Annotated in this window: 17 protein-coding genes; 5 read left to right on the top strand and 12 right to left on the bottom strand. The window is 65.8% G+C overall.

Going from position 1 to position 22,345, the window contains the following annotated elements; translation table 11 throughout:
- Positions 1 to 16 precede the first annotated feature (16 nt).
- From AC1DQ3_RS20890 to AC1DQ3_RS20925, 8 genes are all read right to left on the bottom strand, one after another.
- Positions 17 to 769, bottom strand: coding sequence for a peptidylprolyl isomerase (locus tag AC1DQ3_RS20890; protein WP_477122058.1), 753 nt, complete (start codon positions 767 to 769; stop codon positions 17 to 19).
- Between the two features lie 72 nt (positions 770 to 841).
- Positions 842 to 2,224 (bottom strand): beta-barrel domain-containing protein, encoded by a 1,383-nt coding sequence (locus tag AC1DQ3_RS20895; RefSeq protein WP_477122059.1) that lies wholly within the window; start codon positions 2,222 to 2,224, stop codon positions 842 to 844.
- On the bottom strand, positions 2,193 to 4,823 hold the full coding sequence (locus AC1DQ3_RS20900) for an FHA domain-containing protein (RefSeq protein WP_477122060.1): 2,631 nt from the start codon (positions 4,821 to 4,823) through the stop codon (positions 2,193 to 2,195). Before AC1DQ3_RS20900 ends, AC1DQ3_RS20895 begins: the two co-directional genes overlap by 32 nt.
- 215 nt (positions 4,824 to 5,038) lie before the next feature.
- Positions 5,039 to 6,478: an efflux transporter outer membrane subunit gene (locus AC1DQ3_RS20905; RefSeq protein WP_477122126.1), complete on the bottom strand. Its 1,440-nt coding sequence runs from the start codon at positions 6,476 to 6,478 to the stop codon at positions 5,039 to 5,041.
- 270 nt (positions 6,479 to 6,748) lie between these two features.
- Positions 6,749 to 7,009, bottom strand: coding sequence for a hypothetical protein (locus AC1DQ3_RS20910; RefSeq protein ID WP_477122061.1), 261 nt, complete (start codon positions 7,007 to 7,009; stop codon positions 6,749 to 6,751).
- Positions 7,010 to 7,073: 64 nt separating this feature from the next.
- Positions 7,074 to 7,349 (bottom strand): hypothetical protein, encoded by a 276-nt coding sequence (locus AC1DQ3_RS20915; protein WP_477122062.1) that lies wholly within the window; start codon positions 7,347 to 7,349, stop codon positions 7,074 to 7,076.
- 384 nt (positions 7,350 to 7,733) lie between these two features.
- Complete coding sequence (locus AC1DQ3_RS20920) at positions 7,734 to 8,174, bottom strand: DUF4399 domain-containing protein (protein WP_477122063.1); 441 nt, start codon at positions 8,172 to 8,174, stop codon at positions 7,734 to 7,736.
- A gap of 43 nt (positions 8,175 to 8,217) precedes the next feature.
- Positions 8,218 to 8,646, bottom strand: coding sequence for a DUF4399 domain-containing protein (locus AC1DQ3_RS20925; RefSeq protein ID WP_477122064.1), 429 nt, complete (start codon positions 8,644 to 8,646; stop codon positions 8,218 to 8,220).
- Positions 8,647 to 9,056: 410 nt separating this feature from the next.
- Between AC1DQ3_RS20925 and AC1DQ3_RS20930 the strand changes: the two genes are divergently transcribed.
- Positions 9,057 to 10,988, top strand: coding sequence for an SUMF1/EgtB/PvdO family nonheme iron enzyme (locus AC1DQ3_RS20930; RefSeq protein ID WP_477122065.1), 1,932 nt, complete (start codon positions 9,057 to 9,059; stop codon positions 10,986 to 10,988).
- A 91-nt stretch (positions 10,989 to 11,079) separates the two neighbouring features.
- Here the strand turns inward: AC1DQ3_RS20930 and AC1DQ3_RS20935 are convergent, their stop codons facing one another.
- Positions 11,080 to 13,143, bottom strand: a complete 2,064-nt coding sequence (locus AC1DQ3_RS20935) for a serine/threonine protein kinase (protein WP_477122066.1) — start codon at positions 13,141 to 13,143, stop codon at positions 11,080 to 11,082.
- A gap of 535 nt (positions 13,144 to 13,678) precedes the next feature.
- Here AC1DQ3_RS20935 and AC1DQ3_RS20940 point away from each other — a divergent pair.
- Positions 13,679 to 13,897, top strand: a complete 219-nt coding sequence (locus AC1DQ3_RS20940) for a hypothetical protein (protein WP_477122067.1) — start codon at positions 13,679 to 13,681, stop codon at positions 13,895 to 13,897.
- Positions 13,898 to 14,103: 206 nt separating this feature from the next.
- Here the strand turns inward: AC1DQ3_RS20940 and AC1DQ3_RS20945 are convergent, their stop codons facing one another.
- A complete protein-coding gene (locus AC1DQ3_RS20945; RefSeq protein ID WP_477122068.1) occupies positions 14,104 to 15,180 on the bottom strand; it encodes an enoyl-CoA hydratase/isomerase family protein in 1,077 nt (358 codons plus the stop codon).
- A gap of 111 nt (positions 15,181 to 15,291) precedes the next feature.
- The gene (locus tag AC1DQ3_RS20950; RefSeq protein ID WP_477122069.1) at positions 15,292 to 16,797 is read right to left on the bottom strand and encodes a methyl-accepting chemotaxis protein; all 1,506 of its coding nucleotides are present in this window, start codon (positions 16,795 to 16,797) and stop codon (positions 15,292 to 15,294) included.
- Between the two features lie 299 nt (positions 16,798 to 17,096).
- Here AC1DQ3_RS20950 and AC1DQ3_RS20955 point away from each other — a divergent pair, with 299 nt between their 5' ends.
- Positions 17,097 to 17,990 carry a sterol desaturase family protein gene (locus AC1DQ3_RS20955; RefSeq protein WP_477122070.1) on the top strand — a complete coding sequence of 298 codons (894 nt, stop codon included), beginning with the start codon at positions 17,097 to 17,099 and terminating at the stop codon, positions 17,988 to 17,990.
- Between the two features lie 101 nt (positions 17,991 to 18,091).
- On the opposite strand, the gene typA is transcribed toward AC1DQ3_RS20955, so the two are convergent.
- A complete protein-coding gene (gene typA, locus AC1DQ3_RS20960; RefSeq protein ID WP_477122071.1) occupies positions 18,092 to 19,912 on the bottom strand; it encodes a translational GTPase TypA in 1,821 nt (606 codons plus the stop codon).
- A 316-nt stretch (positions 19,913 to 20,228) separates the two neighbouring features.
- Here typA and AC1DQ3_RS20965 point away from each other — a divergent pair, with 316 nt between their 5' ends.
- The gene (locus tag AC1DQ3_RS20965; protein WP_477122072.1) at positions 20,229 to 20,717 is read left to right on the top strand and encodes a MarR family winged helix-turn-helix transcriptional regulator; all 489 of its coding nucleotides are present in this window, start codon (positions 20,229 to 20,231) and stop codon (positions 20,715 to 20,717) included.
- Positions 20,718 to 20,833: 116 nt separating this feature from the next.
- Positions 20,834 to 22,342: an efflux transporter outer membrane subunit gene (locus AC1DQ3_RS20970; RefSeq protein ID WP_477122073.1), complete on the top strand. Its 1,509-nt coding sequence runs from the start codon at positions 20,834 to 20,836 to the stop codon at positions 22,340 to 22,342.
- Positions 22,343 to 22,345 lie beyond the last annotated feature (3 nt).

Raw genomic sequence — 22,345 nt, forward strand, 5'->3', positions numbered from 1 at the left:
GTTTCTCGGTTCGCGGCTAGCGCGCTTCGATCACGTGTTCCTGCGACCTGGCCATCAGCCAGTCCTCACGCAGGAGCCGGCGCACCTCCGCCGCCACTTCCGCATCCAGGACCGCGGGATGCTTGGCGCTCACCATGAAGATCTCGAAGAAGGAGCGATCGTGGGAGGGAAACGGCCCGAGCAGGTCGCCGGTGGCGGCGTTGAACACCTTGGCCTCGATGTCGCTCTTCAGCGAGCCGCGCAGAACCTTGCCGATCGCGCCGCCATGCTCCTTCGTGTCCGCAAGGGAGTGTTCGCGCGCCATCTCGGCAAAGCTGCCGGGATCGTCCTGCAGGTAGGAGATCAGCTCCTTGGCCGTGCCTTCGGCGTCCACCACGATATGGCTCACCTCGATGCTGTCGAATTTCGGGGAATGCAGCTTGAAGTAAGCGTCGACGGCCTTGTCGTTGGCCACCTCGGCCAGCATCTTCTCCTGGTAAAGGCCGTCGGTAATAAACGCCTCGAACTCATCGAGGCTGACGCCGAGCACATCCAGGTAATGATTCATCTCGGTCGCGCGGTGCAGCCCTTGCACGCGCCGGAACTGATCGGCGCGCTCCTGGACCTCCTCCGGCGACACCTTGATGCCCTGCTTCTTCGCCGCATGCACCGTCAGCTTGTCCCGGACGATCTGCTCGATCAGTCCTTCGAATTGTCCCGTGAGCTTCAGGACCCGAATGAAATCCTCGACGCCGATGACTTCGTCGTCGACCCGCACAATCGCTGTCATCTCGTCAGCTCCTTGTCTTTCCAAACACCACGTATCGCCTGCCCGATGGTGGGGGCAGCCGATCCGCACCTTTCACCCAGCCACCTGCCGGAACGGATCCAGCCCCAGGTCGATCAGCCGGCGCTCACGCACCACGATCTCCGCCGTGGCGGTCATGCCATAGCGCAGCGGATATTTGCTGTCGGCCACCGAGTAATAGTCTTGCGCCAGCCTCACGCGCCCCTCGTACACCGGTTGCTTGTTCGGACCTGAGAGCTTGGTCGCCGGCGAGATGTACTCCAGCGTGCCGTTGATCAGGCCGTAGCGCTGGTAGGGAAAGGCGTTGAACTTCAGCTTGACCGGCAAGCCCTCGCGCAGGAAGGCGCGGTCGCGCTCGGCGATGACGATCTTGAGCACCGGACGCGCATCCTTTGGGGCAATGCCGCCCAATGGCGTATTGGCCTGGACCTTGTCGCCGCGCTGGGTGGAGGTGACGTCCGTGATCACGCCGGCCACCGGGGCCAGGATCAGCAGGAAGTTGTCCTTGTCGATATTCTCGAAGCGGATGCGCGCCGCCGCCTCGGCCACCAGCCGCGCGGTCTGCACCTGCAGGCGCAGCTTGTCCTCGGTATTGGCGATCTCGCGCAGCGCGGCATCGTACTGGATACGCAGGTTGGTCAACTCCTGGCTGCTGCCTTCCAGCTGCACCGTGGCCTGGTTGAACTCCTGGCTTAGCTTGGATTCAAGTTCCGCCAGGCGCGACTGGGCAATCTGCAGCGCGTTCTCCGCTTCCACGGCTGCGATCCGCTTGGACTCCACCTGCGACTGGGAGACCCCGCCACCACCGGGCAGCGCAAACAGGCGTGCATACCTGTCCTGCTCCTGCCGCGCGAACTCACGGGTGCGCCGCGCGCTGTCGAGATTGCTGCGCGCCTGCTGCAGTTGCGCCCGCTGCTGTTCCGCGAGCCGGGTGGTGCCCTCCGCGGTGCGATTCTCATGAAGCCGTTCCGCTACCTCGATCTGCTGCTTCAACGCCGCCGCCTTGCGCTCCATCAGCAGTTTCTTGTCGGGAAACTGCTTCCACTCGCGCTCGGTATCCTGCAGCTTGAGCTGCGCCTCCAGCGCATTGGTGGCAGCCTCGATCGCGCCGCGCGCATTCAACCGCGCCAGTACGTCGTCCTTGGACACCGGCTGGCCTTCGGCCACATAGAGATCCGCCAGTTCCCCGTCGACCGGCGCATAGAAGCGCCGCACTTCCGACTCGGGCGCGAGGGTGCCGTCCGCGGACACGATCACATCCGCGTGGCCCACGAATGACCATACCAGCGCGCACACGATCAGCGCCACCATGATCAGCACGGATATCTGCATCAGCTTCCATGGCTCCGCACTGAGAATGGCGATGCCTTCGGCACTGTGATCCTCAAGCGCTTCTGACAGCGGCTTAAGGCGATTGTCTCGGCTGTCGTCCCTCATCACCCTCCCCCCCTATCAATGCAAGCTTGGCCTTGAGCAAGGCCGGATTCAACACCATGCGCAGTTCCTGCAAGGAACGCCGCTGCAACGCCGCCTCCGAATCGATATCCTCCTGGAGCTGGCTCCACTGGGCCGTATCGCCGACTTTCAATTGCGTGTAGATGCGCATGCCCTGGCGCGCTTGTACGCTGGCACTGGCTAGCAGGCGCGCCTGCGTGCGGAATTTGGCCGAGATGTCGGACTCCAGCCGCTGCTCGCTGCCGATTGCGCCGTCGCGGCGATACTGGCGCCACGCGGCGAGGGCGCCGTTCATCAGTTCCTGCGCCCGCTTGATCGCAGCATCATGAATCGCGGCCACGTCGGGCTCGACCGCCTTGAGGAAATAGGTATCCACGGCGGGATCGAGCATGGCGTAGAACGACAGCAAGGACTCCTCGTAGCCATTGCCGCCACGCGCCGACTTCAATTCGGCGAACTTCGCTGCCACGGCCTGCTTGCGTGCGAGATCCTTGGCCGCGGCTTCGGCCCATGGCCCGGTCTTGATCTGTTGCAAGCCGGCGAACGCCTTGTCGCTGTCCCCCGCGCGCCAGGCCTTGTCGACCTCGCCGTATTGCCGCACCAGTTCCGGCGGCGGCAGGGTGCTGGCTGCCAGCACGCGCAAGCGCGCCTGGAAGGGTGGCGTGGAGAAACTGGCCTTGGCCATCAGCGCCATCAGCGGGCCCAGCGCCCTGGCGCGCGCCGCGCTATCCAGTTCCAGGTACCGCCGCAGATCTTCCTTGAGGCGATCCATGCCATTGAGCCTCGGATACTTCTCCGCGTAGTCCGCCAGCACCGCCTGCAGGGTCTCCGGGTGATCGCTCGCCAGGCCCGTGGCGAGCGCCGCGTTCAGGCGGTCGATGGCCGCCAGGTAGACCGAATCGTCGCTCTGCAGCTTGCGCACGTAGCTGAGCGCATCGGCATAAGGCTGCTTGAACTGCGGCACATAGCTGGCGATGCGATCGAGCGTGCGCTGGTGCGCCGGGGTGTCCTCGTCCCAGTGCTTGAGCAAGGCGCGGATGCTGGCTTCATCGGCATACATGCGGATCGGTGCGTCCACGCCGCCGCGGCCGGCCACGAAGCGATTCAGCTGGCCGACCCAGCCGAGTTCGTCCAGCAGCCCACGTGCGTCCGCATTGTGGGCCCCGAGCGTCTTCATGCGCGCCAGCGCCGCTTCGGCGCCGTTGAAGTCGCGCGACTGCAGCTTGCCGATCCACGCGGGCACTTCCGCCCGCATCAGCGCCTCGGTACCCATCGCCTGGAACCGCACCTTGTCCGGATGCCGCTCGAGATACGCATCGGCCACCGCGGCCGCGCGGGCGAAGTTGCCGGTGGCCATCAAGTCCTTCATCTCGCGCTCGGGCGCGCCCCGGAAAAACAGGAAGAGCAGCAGCGCCGCAACCGCCGCCGCAAGGACGCCGCCCCACCGCGCGGCCCGTTTCAGCCCCGCACGCTCGGCGGCACCGAAACTGCTGCCGAGCTTGTCCATCACGAGGGCAAACTTGCCTTGCCCATACGGCTTGTCCACGGTGCCGGCTTCGCCCTCGGGTTGAGGCAGCGCCTCCTGGTTGACCTCGTCCTCCTGCTGCGCGGCATAGTCGACGCAGAAGATATCCAGGAACGAACCAGCCGCGGCGACAAAGGTGGTCTTGTCGGCATCCTGGGCCGGTGCGGCCGCGGGTGCCGGCGCGGATACCGGTATGGGTACAGGTGCGGGTACGGATACAGGTACGGGTACGGGCGATGCCAACGTTGGCGCCACCTCTGGCGGCGCACTTTGCGCAGGCGCCTCGGCGCTCTGAGAGGGCGGCGGAGTCGAACTGGTGAGTGTCCCATCCGTGGCCGCGTCGTTGCGTATGCCAAGCCGATAGACAAAGTGATTGCCGCCGAATGCGACGAGGTCTCCCTCGCCAAGCGCAACCGCGTGCTCCTCCACGCGCTTGCCGTTGACGAAGGTGCCGTTGGTGCTGCCCAGATCCTCGATGAAAGGCTGTCCGCCCTTCAGGAAAATGTGCGCATGACGGCGCGAGACATAGTTGACCTGCTGGGGATAGACCTCCTTGTAGCGGGAGAACGTCTCGTCCGCCTTGCTGACCAGGAAAGGAAATCCGGCCACCTCAACCGGCTGCAGGCCCAGGTCGTCGCGCTCGGGGGTGAGCGTCAGCACGATCGGAGTCGGCTCCGGTTCGTGCACCGGCGTGCGCGAAACCAGCCGCACCCGGTACGACAGCGCCGCGCCAAAGCGCAGCTCGTCGCCGTCGCGCAGCCTCGCCGGCTGCTGTGCCACGATCGCGCCGTTCACCGTGGTGCCGTTCTTGCTGCCCAGGTCCGCGATGTAGGCCGCGCCCTGTTCGGAAAAGATCCGGGCGTGACGTCGCGAAAGCACGGCCGCCACGTCGGCCGGGTAGGTGGCGAAGGGCGCTTCCGCGCGGCCCACCGCAAACAGGCTCTCGTCGATGCGGATCTCGCCCAACCCGGGGTGCGCGATGGGGACGAGCACGATATCGAACGCCTGCCCCGCCTTTGCCCGTATCTCGACAATCAGAGCTTCGTCTGGAGCCATGTTTCGATACCACCAACAGTGCGCGCCCCGGCGCGTGCGCCGGCGGCAAGCCATTTTCCATGGCAGCGGAGCGGGGCCATGCCGCCCCGCTCCGCCGGGAACGTGTTGACTAAGGACATAGTAGGCCACGCTTGCCGGTAGTCAAACGTCCGCCGGCGGCTTATTGCGGGCTATACCGGGCTTGCCCCGATGTTGCGCGCGCACGGCCGTGGCGGCTATTTCGCCATCGTCCGCGGCGCCTCATCCTTTGCGTTGCTCACTACGACACTTGGCCAGCCGCCGCCAAGTGCCTTGTAGAGGGTGACAGTGTCGGACAGGATTTGTTGGTGATTAGCCAACAATTCGAGCTGGGCGCTGAGCAGTGAACGCTCGGTCTCGAAGACTTCCAGCTGCGACACCACGCCTTCCTTGAGCTGCGCCTGGATCTGCGCCGACACCACGCGCAGTTGCTCCACTTCCTGCTGCAATTCCACGCGCTGCTTCTTGTGCGCATCGACGCTGACCAGCGCGTTCTCCACCTCCTCGAAGGCGGTGATCACCGTGCGGCCATACTCGCTCTCGGCCACCTTGGTCTGCGCCTCGGTGGTCTTCACATGCGCACGCACATTCGGATCCAGCATGGGCAGGTTGATGCTCGGCATGAGGCCAAAGGTAAAGGACTTCAGCAGGGACGATAGCGCGAAGCTTGCGGTACCGCCGCGCCCGGTCAGGCTGACCGAGGGCAGCTGCGCCAGCCGCGCTTGGCCCACCAGGTTGTATGACGCAAGCACGCGGTACTCCGCCGCCACGATATCCGGGCGCCGCGAGAGCAATTGCGAAGGAAGCCCCGCCGGCACCGGGGGCAGTTGCACGCGGTCCTGCAGCCGTCCGGCCGGCACCTTGAATTCGCCCGCCGGCACGCCCACCAGCGTGCCAAGTGCATTCTCCGAGATATCGCGCGAGCGGCGCAGCTCCAGCAGGTTCTTGGTCAGCCGGTTGATTTCCGCCTGTTGTTGCATCACGCGGATCTTGGGGACCAGGCCGTTCTGGAACATCGCCTGGTAGGTGGCGAGTATCTCCTTGTTCTTGCCCAGTGACTTCGTCTGCTGATCTATCTGTTCGTCGAACTGCAGGATCTGGAAATAAGTGGTGGACACGTCGGAGACCAGGGTGAGGTAACCGGCGCGCCAGTCGGCTTCGGTGGCCCGGAATTCCGCGGTCTGCGCTTGCACGCCCTTCTCGACCTTGCCCCAGATGTCGATATCCCAGTTGACCTGGGTGCCCAGGTTGTAGGTCTTGACAAGGTTCTGCCCGGTGGTCTTCTCGAAGCTTGCACCGGCGCCGGCATCGAAGACCGGCAGCGCCCCGGCCTTGACCTCGGCGATCTGCGCGCCAGCCACCTTGATGCGGGCGGCCAGCACCTTGATGTCGTAGTTGCCGGCGATAGCCTTGTTGACCAGTCCGTCCAGATAGGGATCCCGGAAGGCCTGCCACCAGTTCGGCACGATGGTGTCCGCGGCCGAGACGGTGATCGAACCCTGGCGCGCCCAATCGGGCTTGGCCGGCGTTGCCGGACGCTCATACACGGGGGGACGAAAATCGGCACAGGCGGCAAGTGCCAGCAGGCACGCGCCTGCCATCAGGCAACGCTTTACAGCGATACGCGATCGATACATCGGGAACGGGTTGGAAAGGTCTGGCACGATCGCCTCCTGCGGGCGCTGGCGAACCGAAAGGAACCTGGCGGGCAACAGGCTTGCGCTCGTCACGTCGCCGTCGCCGGCGCCAGGCGTCGGGTCGGTCACGGCCTGGATGCAAGCAGGCCTCGCCATGCACTCATTGTGCATCCGCCGGCGGCGCTATCCAACCTGTAAATCGAGGCTGGCCGCCATGACCACGGCAAGAAGGTGCCGCCCGCCCGGCGCACCGGGCGGGCGGCGGTGGCGTCAACGATAGATGTTGTTTTTCGCGTTCTGCGTTGAGCTCACTTGGGACCCGATGCCTTCGTCGAAGGCCGCGTTGTTGGCGTTCATGTTGACGACGCTCTGCGCCTGGCTGATCAGTTGCGAGGCGTTGAAAAACGAATCGAGCTTGAGCCCGCCGAAGACGGGCAGGAAAGGCGCGTAGCCGCCGCGCACGGCACGCATGGCGCTGGCGTCCAGCTCTTCGGTGAGGCTCAGGTCCTTGATGGCAAGGGTGGAAGTCATGGCAGTTCTCCGGGGGATTCAGTAGCTTGCGAATTCGGCTCGAGCGGTGGGCGTGGCCCGCGGCTCAATAGATATTGTTGCTGGCGTTCTGCGTCGAGGTGACATGGGACTGGATGCCGTTCGCGTAGGCCGTGTTGCTGCCGTTCATATTGACGACATTCTGCGTCTGGCCGATCAGCTGCGAGGCCATCAGGGTCGTCTCGAGCTTGACCGCATCGAGGGAGGCCATGAAGGGCACGAAGTACTGGGACGACAGGGAGCCGCCGCGCACGGTGCGCATGGCGCTGGCGCCGAGTTCTTCGGTGACTGGCAGGTCCTTGATGGTCAGGGTGGCCGTCATGGCAGTTCTCCTTGGGAGCGGGCAGTACATGGGTTCGGTCGGTTCGGTCGGTTCGGCCATCGTGGCCTTGCTCGGGAGGGACAAACGCATGGAGTGTGCCAACGCCGGCCATGCCACGGCGGATCGCCCGCAAACCCAGGCGGGGCCTGGAAAGAATTTCCTTCGGGCACGGCGAGGACGTCAGCGCCCCATGCGGGGACGCCTTTGACCAGATGGGTGGAAACCAACACAAGGGACGCCAGGTGTTCGTTCGCCGGCGACAGACGAGCGTCGGCCGCGGCAATCGCGCGCAGCGTGAGGAGGAAAATGGGACAAGCGCGGAGCGCGCCGGGGGCAATCAGGGGCCAGCCGGCGCGAGGCATCCCGCGCCGTACGGGATGGAGATCACTTCACATAGATCGTGATCTTCTTGGAGTAGATCGGCGGGTTGTTCGGGATGTGCTTGTCGTCGGCCATCAGCAACTGCAGGGTGTGCTTGCCCGGCGGCAGCTCGATCGTCGTCTCCGTCTCGCCCGCGCCGAAATGCACATGGTTGCGGTCGTTGGGGATTTCCTTGTCCATCGGCGGCAGGTCGGTATCGATCAACAGATGGTGATGGCCGGTGTTGGGAAACTTCACGCCGCGCGGCGCCACGCCCATGCCGCGCAGCCCGAACCACACCTTGATCGGCTTGCCCGCCGGCAGGACCTGGTTGTTATTGGGGAAGCCGATATACAGGTAGGCACTGGGCGGCGCGGGTGTCGGACCCGCGATCGCGTTGTTCGGCATGGCACCGTTCAGAAGCAGGCTGGCGGCAAGCGCAGCAGCCGAAATGAGCTTACGCATGGACTCTCTCCCGTATCGTGCCGCCGGCCCGGCGGCCCGGGCCCTATCGAACGGTGATGGTGATCTTCTTGGAGTAGATCGGCGGATCGTGGGGCTTGTGGTCCTTGTCGCCGAGCAGCAGCTGCAAGGTGTGCTTCCCTGGCGGCAGCTCGATCCGCGCCTCGGTCTCGCCGGCGCCGAAGTGCACGTGGTTCCGGTCGTTCGGAATTTCCTTGTCCATCGGCGGCAGGTCGGTGTCGATGAGCAAGTGGTGGTGGCCGACGTTAGCCAAGTCGGTACCCTTGGGGGCGACCCCCATATTGCGCAGGCCCATGCGCACCCAGAACTTGCCGCCGGTGATCACGGCGCCATCGGGAGGCCAGATGATGTAGACCTCGGCATTGGGCGGGGATGGTGTGGCGGACAACGAGATCAAGGGCAATGGAGCCAGCAGCGATGCTGCCAGTGTGCCGAGCACGGTTCGCCTGCGCATACGATAGCCCTCCCGAAAAATGGTCCGCACCGCAAAGATGCATGGCAACACCTGCCGGGCATCTTGCTCTTCGTCGGCGTCATCGTCGGCGCGTTTGCATTTCTTTCGTCATTCAGCTTAGAACGGAAAACTGCAAAAAGATACTTGGCGATACCCCGCGCGGGCGACGGCTGCCGGCAGCGGTGGGTTTGCTGCGCCACCTCGCGTTGCGAAGCACCTCCGGATTCACAATCGCTGTGCTATGGTTGATTGAGCCAGCCCAGTGCCGCCCGCGCTGCATCGCGTCGGAGCCAGGGACCAGGCGGACCGGCCGTGTGATGGTCGGGCATCATGGCGCTCGCGTGCAGCGTGACGCCGCTTGCACGCGGGATCGCCGATGCATGTCGGCGCCGTACGAACAAGGCCTGAATATGTGGCGAAAACTCCTTGTCGTGTGCCTGTTCGCGCTGGCTGCGGCCATTCGTGCCGAAGCCGGCATCGACGCGCCAGCCTCCCCCGCCGAAGCACGGCACGTGGCCGTTTCCGCCGGTAGCGGTGAGGCCCGGCGCCTCGCCCTTGTCATCGGCAATGCCGTTTACGCGGACGAGCCGCTGCCCAACGCGGCCAACGATGCGCGGGCAATGGGCCAGACCCTGTCCGCCCTCGGCTTCGACGTCATGCTCGGCGAGAACCTGGACCGGGACGGCATGGCGCGCGCGCTTGCCGAGTTCCGGCAACGGCTGCAAGCCGGCGGCGTCGGCCTGTTCTACTTCGCCGGGCACGGCATCGAGGTCGCGGACAGCCCGATGCTGATTCCCGTCGGTGCGGGTAGCCACACGCCAGCCCGCTTGCTGACAGCGGGCACCGACCTGCGCGCCGTCCTGGCGAGCATGTCCGTGCCGCGCCCGGATATGCGCAACGTGGTGATCCTCGATACCTGCCTGGACAACCCGTACCGCGGCAGCGCCGTCACGCCGCCCGCGGCACCCTCCGACACGCTGATCGCCTACGCCACGGCCCCTGGCGTGGTCGCGGCCGAGGATGCCCGGCATGGCTTGTTCACCGCTGCGCTGCTGCGTACGCTGAACACGCCAGGCCTCGATGCCGAGGCCGTCGTCCGGCAGGCTGGCGAGATCGTCAGCAGGCAAACCGGAATGCGCCAGCAGCCCTGGATGTCGTCCTCGCTATCCACACCGCTGCGGCTCGCGGCGGGCACCGCATCCGGCAGCGGCAGCGCTGCAGGCATGCACGGCGTTGCGCCGCTCCTTGCCCGGCATCGTGGCATTCTCCCGAAGGACAGCGAGGAACAGTATGAGCTCACCTTCTGGGATTCGATCAAGGACAGCAATTACCCCAGCGACTATGAGGCCTACCTGAAGGCCTATCCAAACGGCCGCTTTGCGGCCCTGGCACGAGCCAGGATCGAGCGGCTGCGCGCGGCCGGAGTGAAGGCCGAGCCGCCCGCCGATCGTGCTCGCACTGCGCCGGCTTCCTCCGGGCAATCCGCTGCGCAGGGCACTGTCACGCCGCCGCCCGCGCGCACGCAAGGCGGCAAGGTGCAGCCGCCGCCCGCCGCCGGACCGGCCGCGCCCTCGCCCGCTGCGCAGCGCCCTGCCGCTCCCGGCACCGTGACGGTCGACATCAAGCCGGGCGATCTCAAGGATTGCCCGGCTTGCCCCGTGCTGCACAGCATCGCCCCGGGCAGCTTCACCATGGGCAGCAACGGCGGCGACCCGAGCGAGAAGCCCCCGCACCACGTGACCATCGCCCAGCCCTTTGCGATCGGCAAGTATGAAGTCACCGTCGAGCAATGGAGCGCCTGTGCCGATGCCGGCGGCTGCCAGCGTATCGCCACCGTCGCAAACGCGCCCAGGAACGCGCCCGTGCGCGATGTGAGCTGGGACGACGCCCGGCAATACCTGGCCTGGCTGAGCAAGGTCAGCGGCAAGCCCTACCGCCTGCCGACCGAAGCCGAGTGGGAATACGCTGCCAGGGGCGGTACCTCGACGCTCTACTGGTGGGGCGACCAGTTGCGCAAGGGGACGGCGAACTGCAAGGATTGCGGCGAACCGTGGAGTGCCGATGCGCCGGCCCCCGTCGGCTCCTTCGCCGCCAATGCCTATGGCCTGCATGACATGAACGGCAGCGTGTGGGAATGGGTCGCCGACTGCTGGCACGTCTCGTACAAGAACGCGCCGGCCGACGGGCGCGCCTRGGACGAGCCCGGCTGCAGCGTGCGCGTGATCCGCGGCGGCTCCTGGCTCGAAGGCGCGAGCTACATGCTCTCATCCACCCGCTTCAAGTACAGCGCCAGCGTACGCCAGTCGCAGAATGGCTTTCGTGTCGCGAGAGACCTGAAGTAGCGGCCGATGCGCCAAACCCGCCGACGCAGCCTGGTTGACTGGCGCTACCAGCTCTACTGGCTCTACTGGCTCTACTGGCTCACCAGCCTGGCTAGCGCGCCTTGGTGGATATCTGCACCAAGTCGGCACCGATGTGGTCTTCCCCGTGCCTGGCGGCCATCGGCCCCAGTTGCCGCTCCAGCGCATGCAGGTAATCCTGCCGGGGCTCCAGCTCCGGGCGCAGCGCGTCGAACAGCGGCGCGGGCGTGGTGAGCAGCACGATCATCTCGGTGCCGAACGGCTTCGCGACCACCCAGTCACCCAGGCCGCCGACGGTTGCCTGGTAGCTGGCGGGCGCCTGGTTGGCCTTGGCGCGCTGGTTGGGCACCATGTGCACGACCTTGCCATCGGCCATGTAGTAATCGACGTAGACGTAGGTATCGAAGGGCGGCGTCGTGATATCGACAATCAGTGGCATACCCTCGGTAAGCTGGGCGCCAGGTGCCCTGGTGCGAATCGTCGTGAGCGCGTCCCCGGAGCGGCGCCCCGTCCAATAGGGCCCGATCAGCTTGATCACGTCGCACTTGTCATCGCCCAGCGGCTGCACGTCAAGGTTCAGCGTTTGCGCACCGGGGACCGCCGCCAGCGCATCTTTCAGGCGCTTGATGCCAAAGCGCTCGGCCACATAGCCGCGCACCTGCAGCGCATGCTCCTGCACCGAGGCCACTAGCAGCGAGCAAGGCACGCTCGCCAGTACCGGCGCGACAGCCTGCATGGAGAGCGCAGGCTGCGGTTTCGCTTCCGGGGCCGGTTGTGATTGTGCCGGCGGGGAAGATGGTGGTGGCGTTACCGTGGTATCGGTCGCGACGGCTGGCGGGGGCTGCGGTTGCCCGTCGAGCGCGTGACGCGAGCGCCAGGCGTAGTAACCCACTCCGCCTGCCACCAGCAGGCCCGCCAGGGACGCGGCACCCAGCTTGGCCATTGGCATCGCGCTGCCACGTTCGGTCCCCAGGTCGGCCAGGAAACGCGCGACGGTGGGGGTGCGCGTCGCGCGATCGAAGGAAAGCGCATCACGCAGCGCGCGCCACTGGCCGCGGGCAAGCACCTTCGGCCGCGGTGGCTTGAGGCCTGCTGCGCGCGCCTGGTTGGCCGACAACCGCTCGTAAGGATGCCGGCCCGTGAGCAGCTCGTAGGTCACGCAGGCCAGCGCATAGATGTCGTCGCGCGGATCCGGCTCGCGGTGATCGAACATCTCGGGGCTGGCATAGGCTGGCGTCATGCCGCCGAGCGTGCCAGGGTCGAAGACGGTCGGGTCCGCATCGTCCGCCGGTTGCTGGAAGACCCGCGCGATGCCGAAATCGATCACCTTCACTTCGCCGCTATCAGTGAGGAACACATTGGCCGGCTTGAAGTCGCAATGGACAAAGCCGCGCTCGTGCGCATAGGACAAGGCCCGGCCCATGCCCGTGATGATGGGCAGTGCCTTGGCGTAGGGCATGCCGGTGAAATCCGGGGCGCGCAAGACGCGATTGAGCGACTTGCCCGACAGGTACTCCATGGTGAGGTAGACCACCGAGCCATCGCGATCGAAATCATAGACCGTCACGATATTGCGGTGCGCCAGCGTCTGTGCCTTGCGCGCCTCGCGCTGCAGCGCGATCAGCGATTTCGGATGGCCGCGGAACTGCACGTTGAGGACCTTGATGGCGATATAGGGCTTGCGGTCCGAGGCCTCCAGCTTGCGCAAGTCCAGCGCCTTGTAGACCGTACCCATGCCGCCCACGCCAAGGCATTCCTCCAGCACGAAGCGGCCATTCAGGGTATCGCCCACGCTCTTGGACTGCTCCGCCCCGGAGCCGGCCTGCTCGGCCGGCGCTGCCGGCGCCGTGGTGGCCGCGGTGGGCGGGGATGCCGTGCCGGGGGCACCAGTCTGGACCTGGGTCTCCTCGCCGCCATCCGCGAACTGCGTAGCCCCGCGACGCTCGATGCGCTGCAGCACCTCTTCATAGACGCCAGGCGGCAGCGGGAAGCGCGTGTTCTCCTCGCTAAGCATGTCCACCAGCTGCGTCGCGCTGGCCTGGTCCACGGCCAAGGTGCTGTCAATGCGGGCAAGAAGCTCGTCGTGAGACAGGCCACCACTTTGGAAGGTACGTATCAGGTCTGGAATGCTAGGCATCGATGCACCCGCGACGTAGTTGCGCGTAGTGCGCATTGAGCGCCCACTCGCCGCTCACCGGCGAGTACTGCCCACGATGGATACTAGTCCGCACTCATGCCAATCGCAAATCCCCCGTGCATTGCATCAAGGCCGGCAGGCGGCGCCTGCCGCATGACCAGGGAGCCCTGGCGCCAGGGTGTTGGGTATCGGCGAACACCCGGCGCGGTTGTGTTGGATGGAACCAGTCAGATCCACGCTGCCTGCCAGCTTTGCTTTGGCGCCCGTCCTCTCCCCGGAGAGAATTGTTCCAGGCCCTGCCTGGGTTTGCGGGCGATTCGCCGTGACACGGCCGCTCCTGGCACGCTCCATGCGTTGATATTTCCCGTGCGTGGCGACGATGGTGGCTTCCGTGGCCGTTGCGCGCACGCCAAGGCACTGCCGCGGGAGTAAAACCCGTGGCCTATACTGATCTGGCCGGGCTCGCCGCATCATCGGCGCGCCCGCCCGGCGAACACCGGAGAGCCCGGTCTTCGCCATCAAGAAGGAGGTAGACATGGCCGTCATCGTCATCAAGGATTTGCCGGACAGCGTGGATCTCGACAGGGAAGCCATGGTCGCAATCACAGGCGGCGCGAGAGTTCGCGCCGGTCATGCATGGACGCCGCGCAGGCCCGGGGCGGGCATACGCGTCATCAGCTATCCGGGGGGCTTTCCAGGCCAGCCGCTGGCAGGCGCGCACGAGCGGCCGGCCGGGGACATCAAGCGCAAGTAAGCAGAATCAGAAGCGCAAGGCAGTGATACGCTGCCCTCCGCGCCCGCTGCCTTGTTGGCAGCGGGCGTCAGTCTTTTTGGGGATGGGGTTGATTGAAACGGCTTAACCTGAACGTCAGATTCAAAGGCTGAATGCCAAAGACAATGCGGCCGCGGGGGCCTGCCAAACCCGGCAGCAGCATTCGTCGGCGGACCGTCCCGCCCCGCCTACAGCGAGGCGAGAGGATGCGCGGCATGCGCCCAGGGGCTGTCGAAGAAGGCGCGCACGCGTTCGCGGCTGACTTCGTCAAGGCGCGCGGGCTGCCACCTCGGCGCATGGTCCTTGTCGACAGCCAGCGCGCGGATGCCTTCCACGCCGTCGCCCTGGCGGAACACGTAGTACATCATGTCCAGCTCCATGCGCAGCTCGTCTTCGAGCGCCATGCTGCGGGCACGTCGGATTTGCTCCAGCGTGACGTTCAGCATCAGCGGCGAGCGCGCGCGCAGCATGGCGGCCGTCTGCGCGGCCCAGTCGGTGCCGGCATCGCTGACCGCGGCCACGATGTCGATCACCGAGGCGCCGGCAAACAGGCGGTCGATATCGTCCTGCAGCGCAGCCAGCCGGCTCTCCCCCTGCGGGCAGGCGGCACGGTGCGCGGCAGTGGCCGCGTCGATGCAGGCCAGCACGGCGTCGCCATCGGCGAAGTTGCGGGCACGCAGGGCGTCCACCAGTTCGGCCATCGCATTGCCGGGCAGGTAGGCATCGGCCAGTCCCGCGTGCAGCGCATCGGCAGCATGGATCATGGCACCGGTCAGGCCCAGGTATTCGCCCAGGCAGCCGGGTGTGCGCGACAGGAACCAGCCCCCGCCCACATCGGGGAACAGGCCGATATTGGTCTCCGGCATCGCCATCTTGGTCCGCTCGGTCACCAGCCGGCGGCGCGCGCCTTGCGAGATGCCCATGCCGCCGCCCATCACCACGCCGTCCATCATCGCGATATAGGGCTTGGCGTAGCGGTGGATCAGGTGATTGAGCGCATATTCCTCGACAAAAAACTGGTCGAGCGAGGGATCGCCGGCCAGCGCGGCCTTGTGGAAGAAACGAATATCCCCACCGGCGCAGAAGGCCTTGCCGCCGGCACCCGCGACCACCACCGCCACCACCTCGGGCGCCACCGCCCAGTCATTGAGCGCCGTGGTAATGGCGCGAATCATCTCGAGCGATAGCGCATTGAGCGCCTCGGGCCGGTTCAGCGTCAGGTAGCCGATACCGCCGTGGATCTCGCTTGTGACCAAGTCAGTCATGTCTCTCTCCGCGAATGCAACCCGCAACTTTACACCAGCCCCGCGGCGGCCCGCCCCCCTCCTGGCGGATGGCGCGCGGCGAGCCGTTCAACGCCGCCGCGCGCCAGCCGCTCAGGCCACCCGGAACGCCGACATCAGGCCGGTCAGGCGCTGCGCCTGGTCTTCCAGCGACGCCGCGGCAGCCGCCGCCTGCTCGACCAGCGCGGCGTTCTGCTGGGTCATGCCGTCCATCTGCGCCACCGCCTGGTTGACCTGCTCGATGCCTCGCGATTGCTCGCCGGAGGCCGAGCTGATGCCGCCCATGATGCCGCTCACGCGCCGCACCGCGTTCACGATCTCCTGCATCACCTGCCCCGCCTGCTCCACCATCTCGCCACCGGTGCGCACCCGCGCTACCGAATCGCCGATCAGCGCGCGGATCTCCTTGGAAGCGCCCGCGCAGCGTTGTGAGAGATCGCGCACATCGCCGGCCACGACCGCGAAGCCGCGCCCGTGCTCGCCGGCGCGCGCGGCTTCCACCGCTGCGTTGAGCGCGAGGATATTGGTCTGGAACGCGATCTTCTCGATCACGTCGATGATGTCGACGATCTTGTTGGCGCTGGCGTCGATGGCCTGCATGGTGCTTGCCACGCGCGCCACGGCATCGCTGCCGCGCTCGGCCAGGCCGGAGGCATCGCTGGCAAGGTCGTTGGCCTCGCGCGCGCTATCGGCATTCTGGCGCACCGTGCCCGTGAGTTGCTCCATGCTGGATGCGGTCTCCTCCAGCGACGCGGCCTGCTGCTCGGTGCGCTGCGAGAGATCGTTATTGCCGCTGGCGATCTGCTTGCTGGCGGCGGCGATCGAATCGGCGCCGCCGCGCACGTCGCTCACCATCGCGGCCAGACTGCTCTGCATGCGGCCAAGCATGGCAAGCATGCGGCCAGTCTCGCTGCGCTCGCCCTCTGCGTGCAAGCCGGCGCCATCCGCCTTCGCGCCAAGATCGCCGGCCGCGATGCATTCGAAGCGTGCGATGGCCGCATCGAGCGGGCCCACGATGGAGCGGCGCAGGCGCCAGGCCACCACCGTGCTGGAGCACAGGCCGAGCACCAGCACGCCGATCGAGAACGAGCGCAAGGCGGTGTAGCGCCCCTGCGACCCGTGATAGACCGCCTCCGCGCTGGCGACCTGCAGCCTGCCCAGCTCGGTATTGACGGCAGTGAAGGCAATATCGAGCTTGGGAATGGTTTCCAGCACGAAACGCATCACGGCCTCGCGGTCGCCTTGATGCAGCGCGGCGATCATGGGCGACACGCCCTGCGTGAACAACGCCTCGCGCTTGGCGGCGACGTCCTCGGCGGCCTTGGCTTCCTCGGCCGAACGCGGCAGTGCCAGGTAGGCCTTCCACGCGGCGTCGGACTGGCGCGCGAAACCCTCGGCGGCGGCAGCCCGCGCACGCGCATCGGCGGGATCGGCGACAAAGGTGGCCTGGTCCAGCAAGCTGCGTACGAGCAGCTGGTTGGAACGTGCTTCCGCCAGGTTCACCGCGGCGGCGAGCTGCTGCTGGTAGATCTGCCGCGTGGCGTCATTGCTGCGCGACATGCCGAGCCAGCCAACCGAGCCGACAATCAGCAACAGCATATTGGTGACAATAGTCTAAATCCACAATCTGGTACAGATGGTGGTGTTGCGAAACATGAGGCTCCCCCGTTGGAATTAGCGCTGACGCGGCTCCGTTTTTGGCCGCCCTGCTATAACGGCGCCCCTCCTGCCGCCTTGACCCCGCGCGCGTGGATATTCAGACTTGCAAAATAATCAGGAATGAAATTGCGCGCCACAAGCGTTTTTGAGCGGATCAAGGTGCACATTTGACAACGCTGCTCAGGCGTTTAGAGGATGGCCCCCAGACAAAAGATTGCGAATCACGCAACATGGCGCGCATGACGCCGTCGACAATCGATCCCGCCCTGATCCTGCTGGCGTTCGCGCCGGTCTTCCTGCTGACCATCGGCGCGGAGGCAGGGTATTGGGCGCGGCGCGATCCCGCGGTCTACAGCCTGCGCGACACGCTCTCCAACTCCGCGCTGGCGCTGATACATCAGGTGTCGGATGCTTTTTTCCTGTGGCTGATGGTGCGCACGGCCTACGCCTGGAGCTACCAGCACGGGTTGAAGGCGATGCCGCAAACCCTGTGGTCGTTTCTCCTGCTGCTGCTTTTGCAGGACTTCCTTTATTACTGGTTTCACCGCGCCAGCCACCGGGTGCGCTGGCTGTGGGCCTCGCACGTCACCCATCATTCCTCCGAGGGCATGAATTTCTCCACGGCCTTCCGCCAAAGCCTCACCTATCCGCTCTCGGGGATGTGGCTGTTCTGGATTCCGCTGGCGTTGATCGGCTTCACGCCCGACTGGGTGATCCTGGCCGTGGGCCTGAACCTCGCCTTCCAGTTCTTCGTGCACACGCGGCTGGGCGGACGCTGGCACCGGCTTGAATGGCTGTTCAATACGCCTTCGGTCCACCGCGTGCACCATGCAAAGAACCCGCAGTACATCGACCGCAACTATGCGGGCGTGCTGACGGTGTGGGACCGGATGTTCGGCTCCTTCGTGCCCGAGCAGGCGCCGCCCGAGTACGGCATTACCCGCCGCATCGCCAGTCATGACCCGATCATCCTGACCTTCCACGAATGGCGCGACATGTTCTCCGACGCGTGGCGCCACCGGGACCCGCGTCATCTCTGGAAGCCGCCGGAGTGGCGCAATCCGCGCGAAGTGGCCGGGAGCCCGGCGCCGAGCGGCGTGGCATTTGGGGCCGATCGCAGCCAGGACGGCTGACAGGCCAGGAAACTGGCAACAAACAGCCAACAAACAGCCAACAAAAAACCGCGCACAAGGCGCGGTTTTTTGTTGGCAGGATTGCCTGGGGCAGAAGCCGCTTACGCGGTTTCGCGCGAAGCACGCTTGCGCTCGTGCTCCTTCAGGTGGCGCTTGCGCAGGCGGATGCTCTTGGGCGTGATTTCCACCAGCTCGTCGTCGGCGATGAATTCCACCGCGTATTCGAGCGACATCTGGATCGGCGGCACCAGGCGCACGGCTTCGTCGGTACCCGAGGCGCGCACGTTGGTGAGCTGCTTGCCCTTGATCGGGTTCACGACCAGGTCGTTGTCGCGGCTATGGATGCCGATGATCATGCCTTCGTACAGCGCATCGCCCGGCTTGACGAACATGCGGCCGCGATCCTGCAGCTTCCACAGTGCGTAGGCCACGGCATCGCCGTCGTCCTGCGAGATCAGCACGCCGTTGTGGCGCTCACCCAGGCCGCCTTCGCGCACGGGCGCGTAGTCGTCGAAGATGTGGCTGATCAGGCCGGTGCCGCGGGTCAGCGTCAGGAACTCGCCCTGGAAGCCGATCAGGCCACGGGCCGGGACGCGGTACTCGAGGCGGGTGCGGCCCTTGCCGTCCGATGCCATGTCGAGCAGTTCGCCCTTGCGGCGGCCCAGCTCTTCCATCACGCTGCCCTGGTGGCCATCTTCGACGTCCACGGTCAGCAGTTCGTACGGCTCGTGCTTGACGCCGTCGAATTCCTTGAACACCACGCGCGGGCGCGACACGGCCAGCTCGTAGCCTTCGCGGCGCATGTTTTCCAGCAGGATGGTCAGGTGCAGCTCGCCGCGGCCCGACACTTCGAAGATGGTGTCGTCGCCGGTTTCGGCCACGCGCAGTGCCACGTTCGACTTCAGTTCGCGGTCCAGGCGTTCGCGCAGCTGGCGGCTGGTCACGAACTTGCCTTCACGGCCGGCCAGCGGCGACGTGTTGACGCAGAAGTTCATGGTCAGCGTGGGCTCGTCCACCTTCAGCATCGGCAGCGCGTCCTGGGCGTCCGGTGCGCACACGGTGCAGCCAATGCCCAGTTCTTCGATGCCGTTGATCAGCACGATGTCGCCGGCTTCGGCTTCTGCCACGATTTCGCGCTCCAGGCCCTGGAACTTCAGCACCTGGTTGATACGGCCCTTGATCGGGTTGCCTTCCGGACCGAACTTGACCACCACGTCTTGCAGCGAACGGGCACGGCCACGCGAAATGCGGCCTACGCCGATCTTGCCGACATAGCTGTTGTAATCGAGCGAGATGATCTGCAGCTGCAGGGGGCCATCCGGGTTGTCGTCACGGACCGGCACCTTGGCCAGCACGGTCTCGAACAGCGGCTTCATGTCGCCTTCGCGCACGTCGTCGGTCAGGCCGGCATAGCCGTTCAGGCCCGATGCGTAGATCACCGGGAAATCGAGCTGCTCGTCGGTTGCGCCCAGCTTGTCGAACAGGTCGAAGGTCTGGTTGATCACCCACTCCGGACGCGCGCCCGGACGGTCGACCTTGTTGATCACGACGATCGGCTTCAGGCCCAGCGCCAGCGCCTTGCGGGTGACGAAGCGGGTCTGCGGCATCGGGCCTTCGACGGCATCGACCAGCAACAGCACTCCGTCGACCATCGACAGCACGCGCTCCACTTCACCGCCGAAGTCAGCGTGGCCTGGCGTATCGACGATGTTGATATGGGTGCCGTTGTATTCGACAGCGCAATTCTTCGCCAGGATGGTAATCCCGCGTTCCTTTTCGATGTCGTTCGAATCCATCACGCGCTCGACCACTTGCTGGTTGTCGCGGAAGGTGGCTGTCTGGCGCAGGAGTTGGTCGACCAGTGTGGTCTTGCCATGATCGACGTGGGCGATGATGGCGATATTGCGGATGGCGCGGGTCATTGCAGCGTCTCGCTTTGGGGGCTGAGCATCAAAAGATAACCCGAAATTATAGCATGCTGCGACGCAAAACCCGAGGCCAACCTTCGGAGGTTACCTGAAGCCCGGCAACTGGCGAGTGGCCCTTCGCATAACGAGGTAGAGCCATAAGCACCTGACGAAATGCGTGCGTTGCGCAAGGAGTACTCGGGTGCCGGCGAAATTTTATTATTGCGTTATCCGCAATAGCAAATTGACTGACTTGCGTATCGCGAATCGCGAACATATAGTTGTCATGACAAATATTGCAGCGACAAACACCCAGGCGAGATGTCCACAGATGTCCGAGCAAACCCAGCCCGTTTCCGATGACACCCACCCCTTCGACCCGGCCGAATACCGCATGGGTGAAAGCGTGGGTTATCTGATGGCCCGTGCCAAGAGCGTGCTGTCGCACGACGTGGAGCAGGAGGTCAACGGCCTGGATATCACGCATGCCCAGGCCACCTGCCTGATGATGCTGGCCAATGGCAGTGGCAGTACCGTGACCGACCTGGGCCGGGAGCTCAACACCGACATGGGTTCGGTCACGCGCCTGCTCAGCCGCATGGAAAAGCGCGGGCTGATCCTGCGCCAGCGCAGCGATGCCGACCGGCGCGTGGTCGACCTGTCGATCACGGCCGCCGGCCGGGCCCTGGTGGAAGAGCTGCCCCGGATCTATTGCCGCGTGCTGAACCGGCATTTCCGGGATTTTTCCGCAGCCGAGCTTCAGACTTTCCGCTCGATGCTGAACCGGATCATCGGCAACAACAGCGGACAGCCTGCGTAACTGACATACCCCCGGTGACATACCCCCGGCGTACCCTTGCCATGCCTGCCGGCCGCTGCCGCCCCGATCTCTTAACGACAAGAACAAATAATCAGGCTCCGTCGCTCCGCACCCAGATGAATCAAGCCCTCTCCTCTCTTTCCACTCTGTCCCCGCGCGCAAGCGCAGCCGGGCACCGGGCCGGCACGCTCGTGCTGACGGCGCTCGCGGTCGCGGTCCTCGCGGGTTGCGCCGCGTTCGGCAATTCGCACAGCACGCAGACCATCACCGCCCCGGCCTCGCTTGCCAGCGCCCGGACCCTGCCCTCGCAGCAAGGCCAGTGGCCCTCGCTGGACTGGATCGACCAGTTCAAGGATCCACAACTGCGCGGCCTGGTCGACGAGGCGGTAAAGGACAGCCCTGACCTGCAAGCCGCTTTCGCCCGCGTGGAAGCCTCCCGCGCGATGGCCGACGTCACCCGCAGCGCACTGTATCCGCAGGTCGATTTCCAAGGCAGCCTGGTGCGCCAGCGCTTCTCCGCGACCGACCTGTTCGAAGGCACGCCACTGGCCGGCTCCTGGCAAAACCAGGCGCGCCTGCAAGCCGGCCTGTCGTACGAATTCGACTTCTGGGGCAAGAACCGCGCGGCGCTCGAAGCCGCATTGTCCGACGACCGCGCCGCCGAGGCGGAAAGCCAGGCCTCGCGCCTGATCCTGACCACGTCCGTGGCCCGCGCCTACGCGCGCCTGGCCGCCCTGTACGCGCAACGCGACGTGGCCGAGCGCGCCATCGCCCAGCGCCGCGACCTGACCCAGCTGTCGAGCGAGCGCCTCAGAGCGGGGCTGGATACCCAGGTGGAAACCACCCAGGCACGCGGCACGGTGGCGTCTGCGCAAACCGACCTGCTGCGCGTGGACGAAGACATCGCACTGGCGCGCAACCAGATCGCCGCCCTGCTGGGCAAGGGCCCCGACCGCGGCCTGGCGATCCAGCGCCCGACCATCCTGGCGCAGGACACGCCGCAACTGCCGGACAACCTCACCGTCGACTTGCTGGGCCGCCGACCCGAGCTGGTCGCGGCGCGCTGGCGCGTCGAGGCTACCAGCAAGGACATCGAGGTGGCGCGCGCGGAATTCCTGCCCAACGTCACCCTGTCCGCCTTCGCCGGCTATGCCTCGCTGGATCCGTCCAACCTGCTGATGGGCATGAGCCGGACCTTCGGCATCGGCCCGGCCGTCAGCCTGCCGATCTTCGAGGGCGGCAAGCTGCGCGCCAACCTGAAGGGCAGGTACGCGCACTACGACATTGCCGTGGCCACCTACAACCAGGCACTGGTCGATGCGCTGCACGAAACCGCCGACACGGTCGCCAGCATCCGCAGCGTGGACACCCAGATCACGGCCCAGCGCGAAGCGCTGGCCCTGGCCGAGAAGGCCTACTCGCTGGCCATCATCCGCTACAAGGCCGGACTGGGCACCCAGCTCACGGTGCTCAATGCCGAGAGCAATGTGCTGCTGCAGCGCCGCCTTGCCACCGACCTCCAGGCGCGCCGCCTGGACCTCCAGATGAGCCTGATGAAAGCGCTCGGCGGTGGCTATCAGGAGCAAGCCGAAGGCACGCAAAAGCCGGCCGAGGCGCGCGGCTGAGCC

It is taken from the genome of Cupriavidus sp. 01T418 (genome assembly GCF_056398885.1).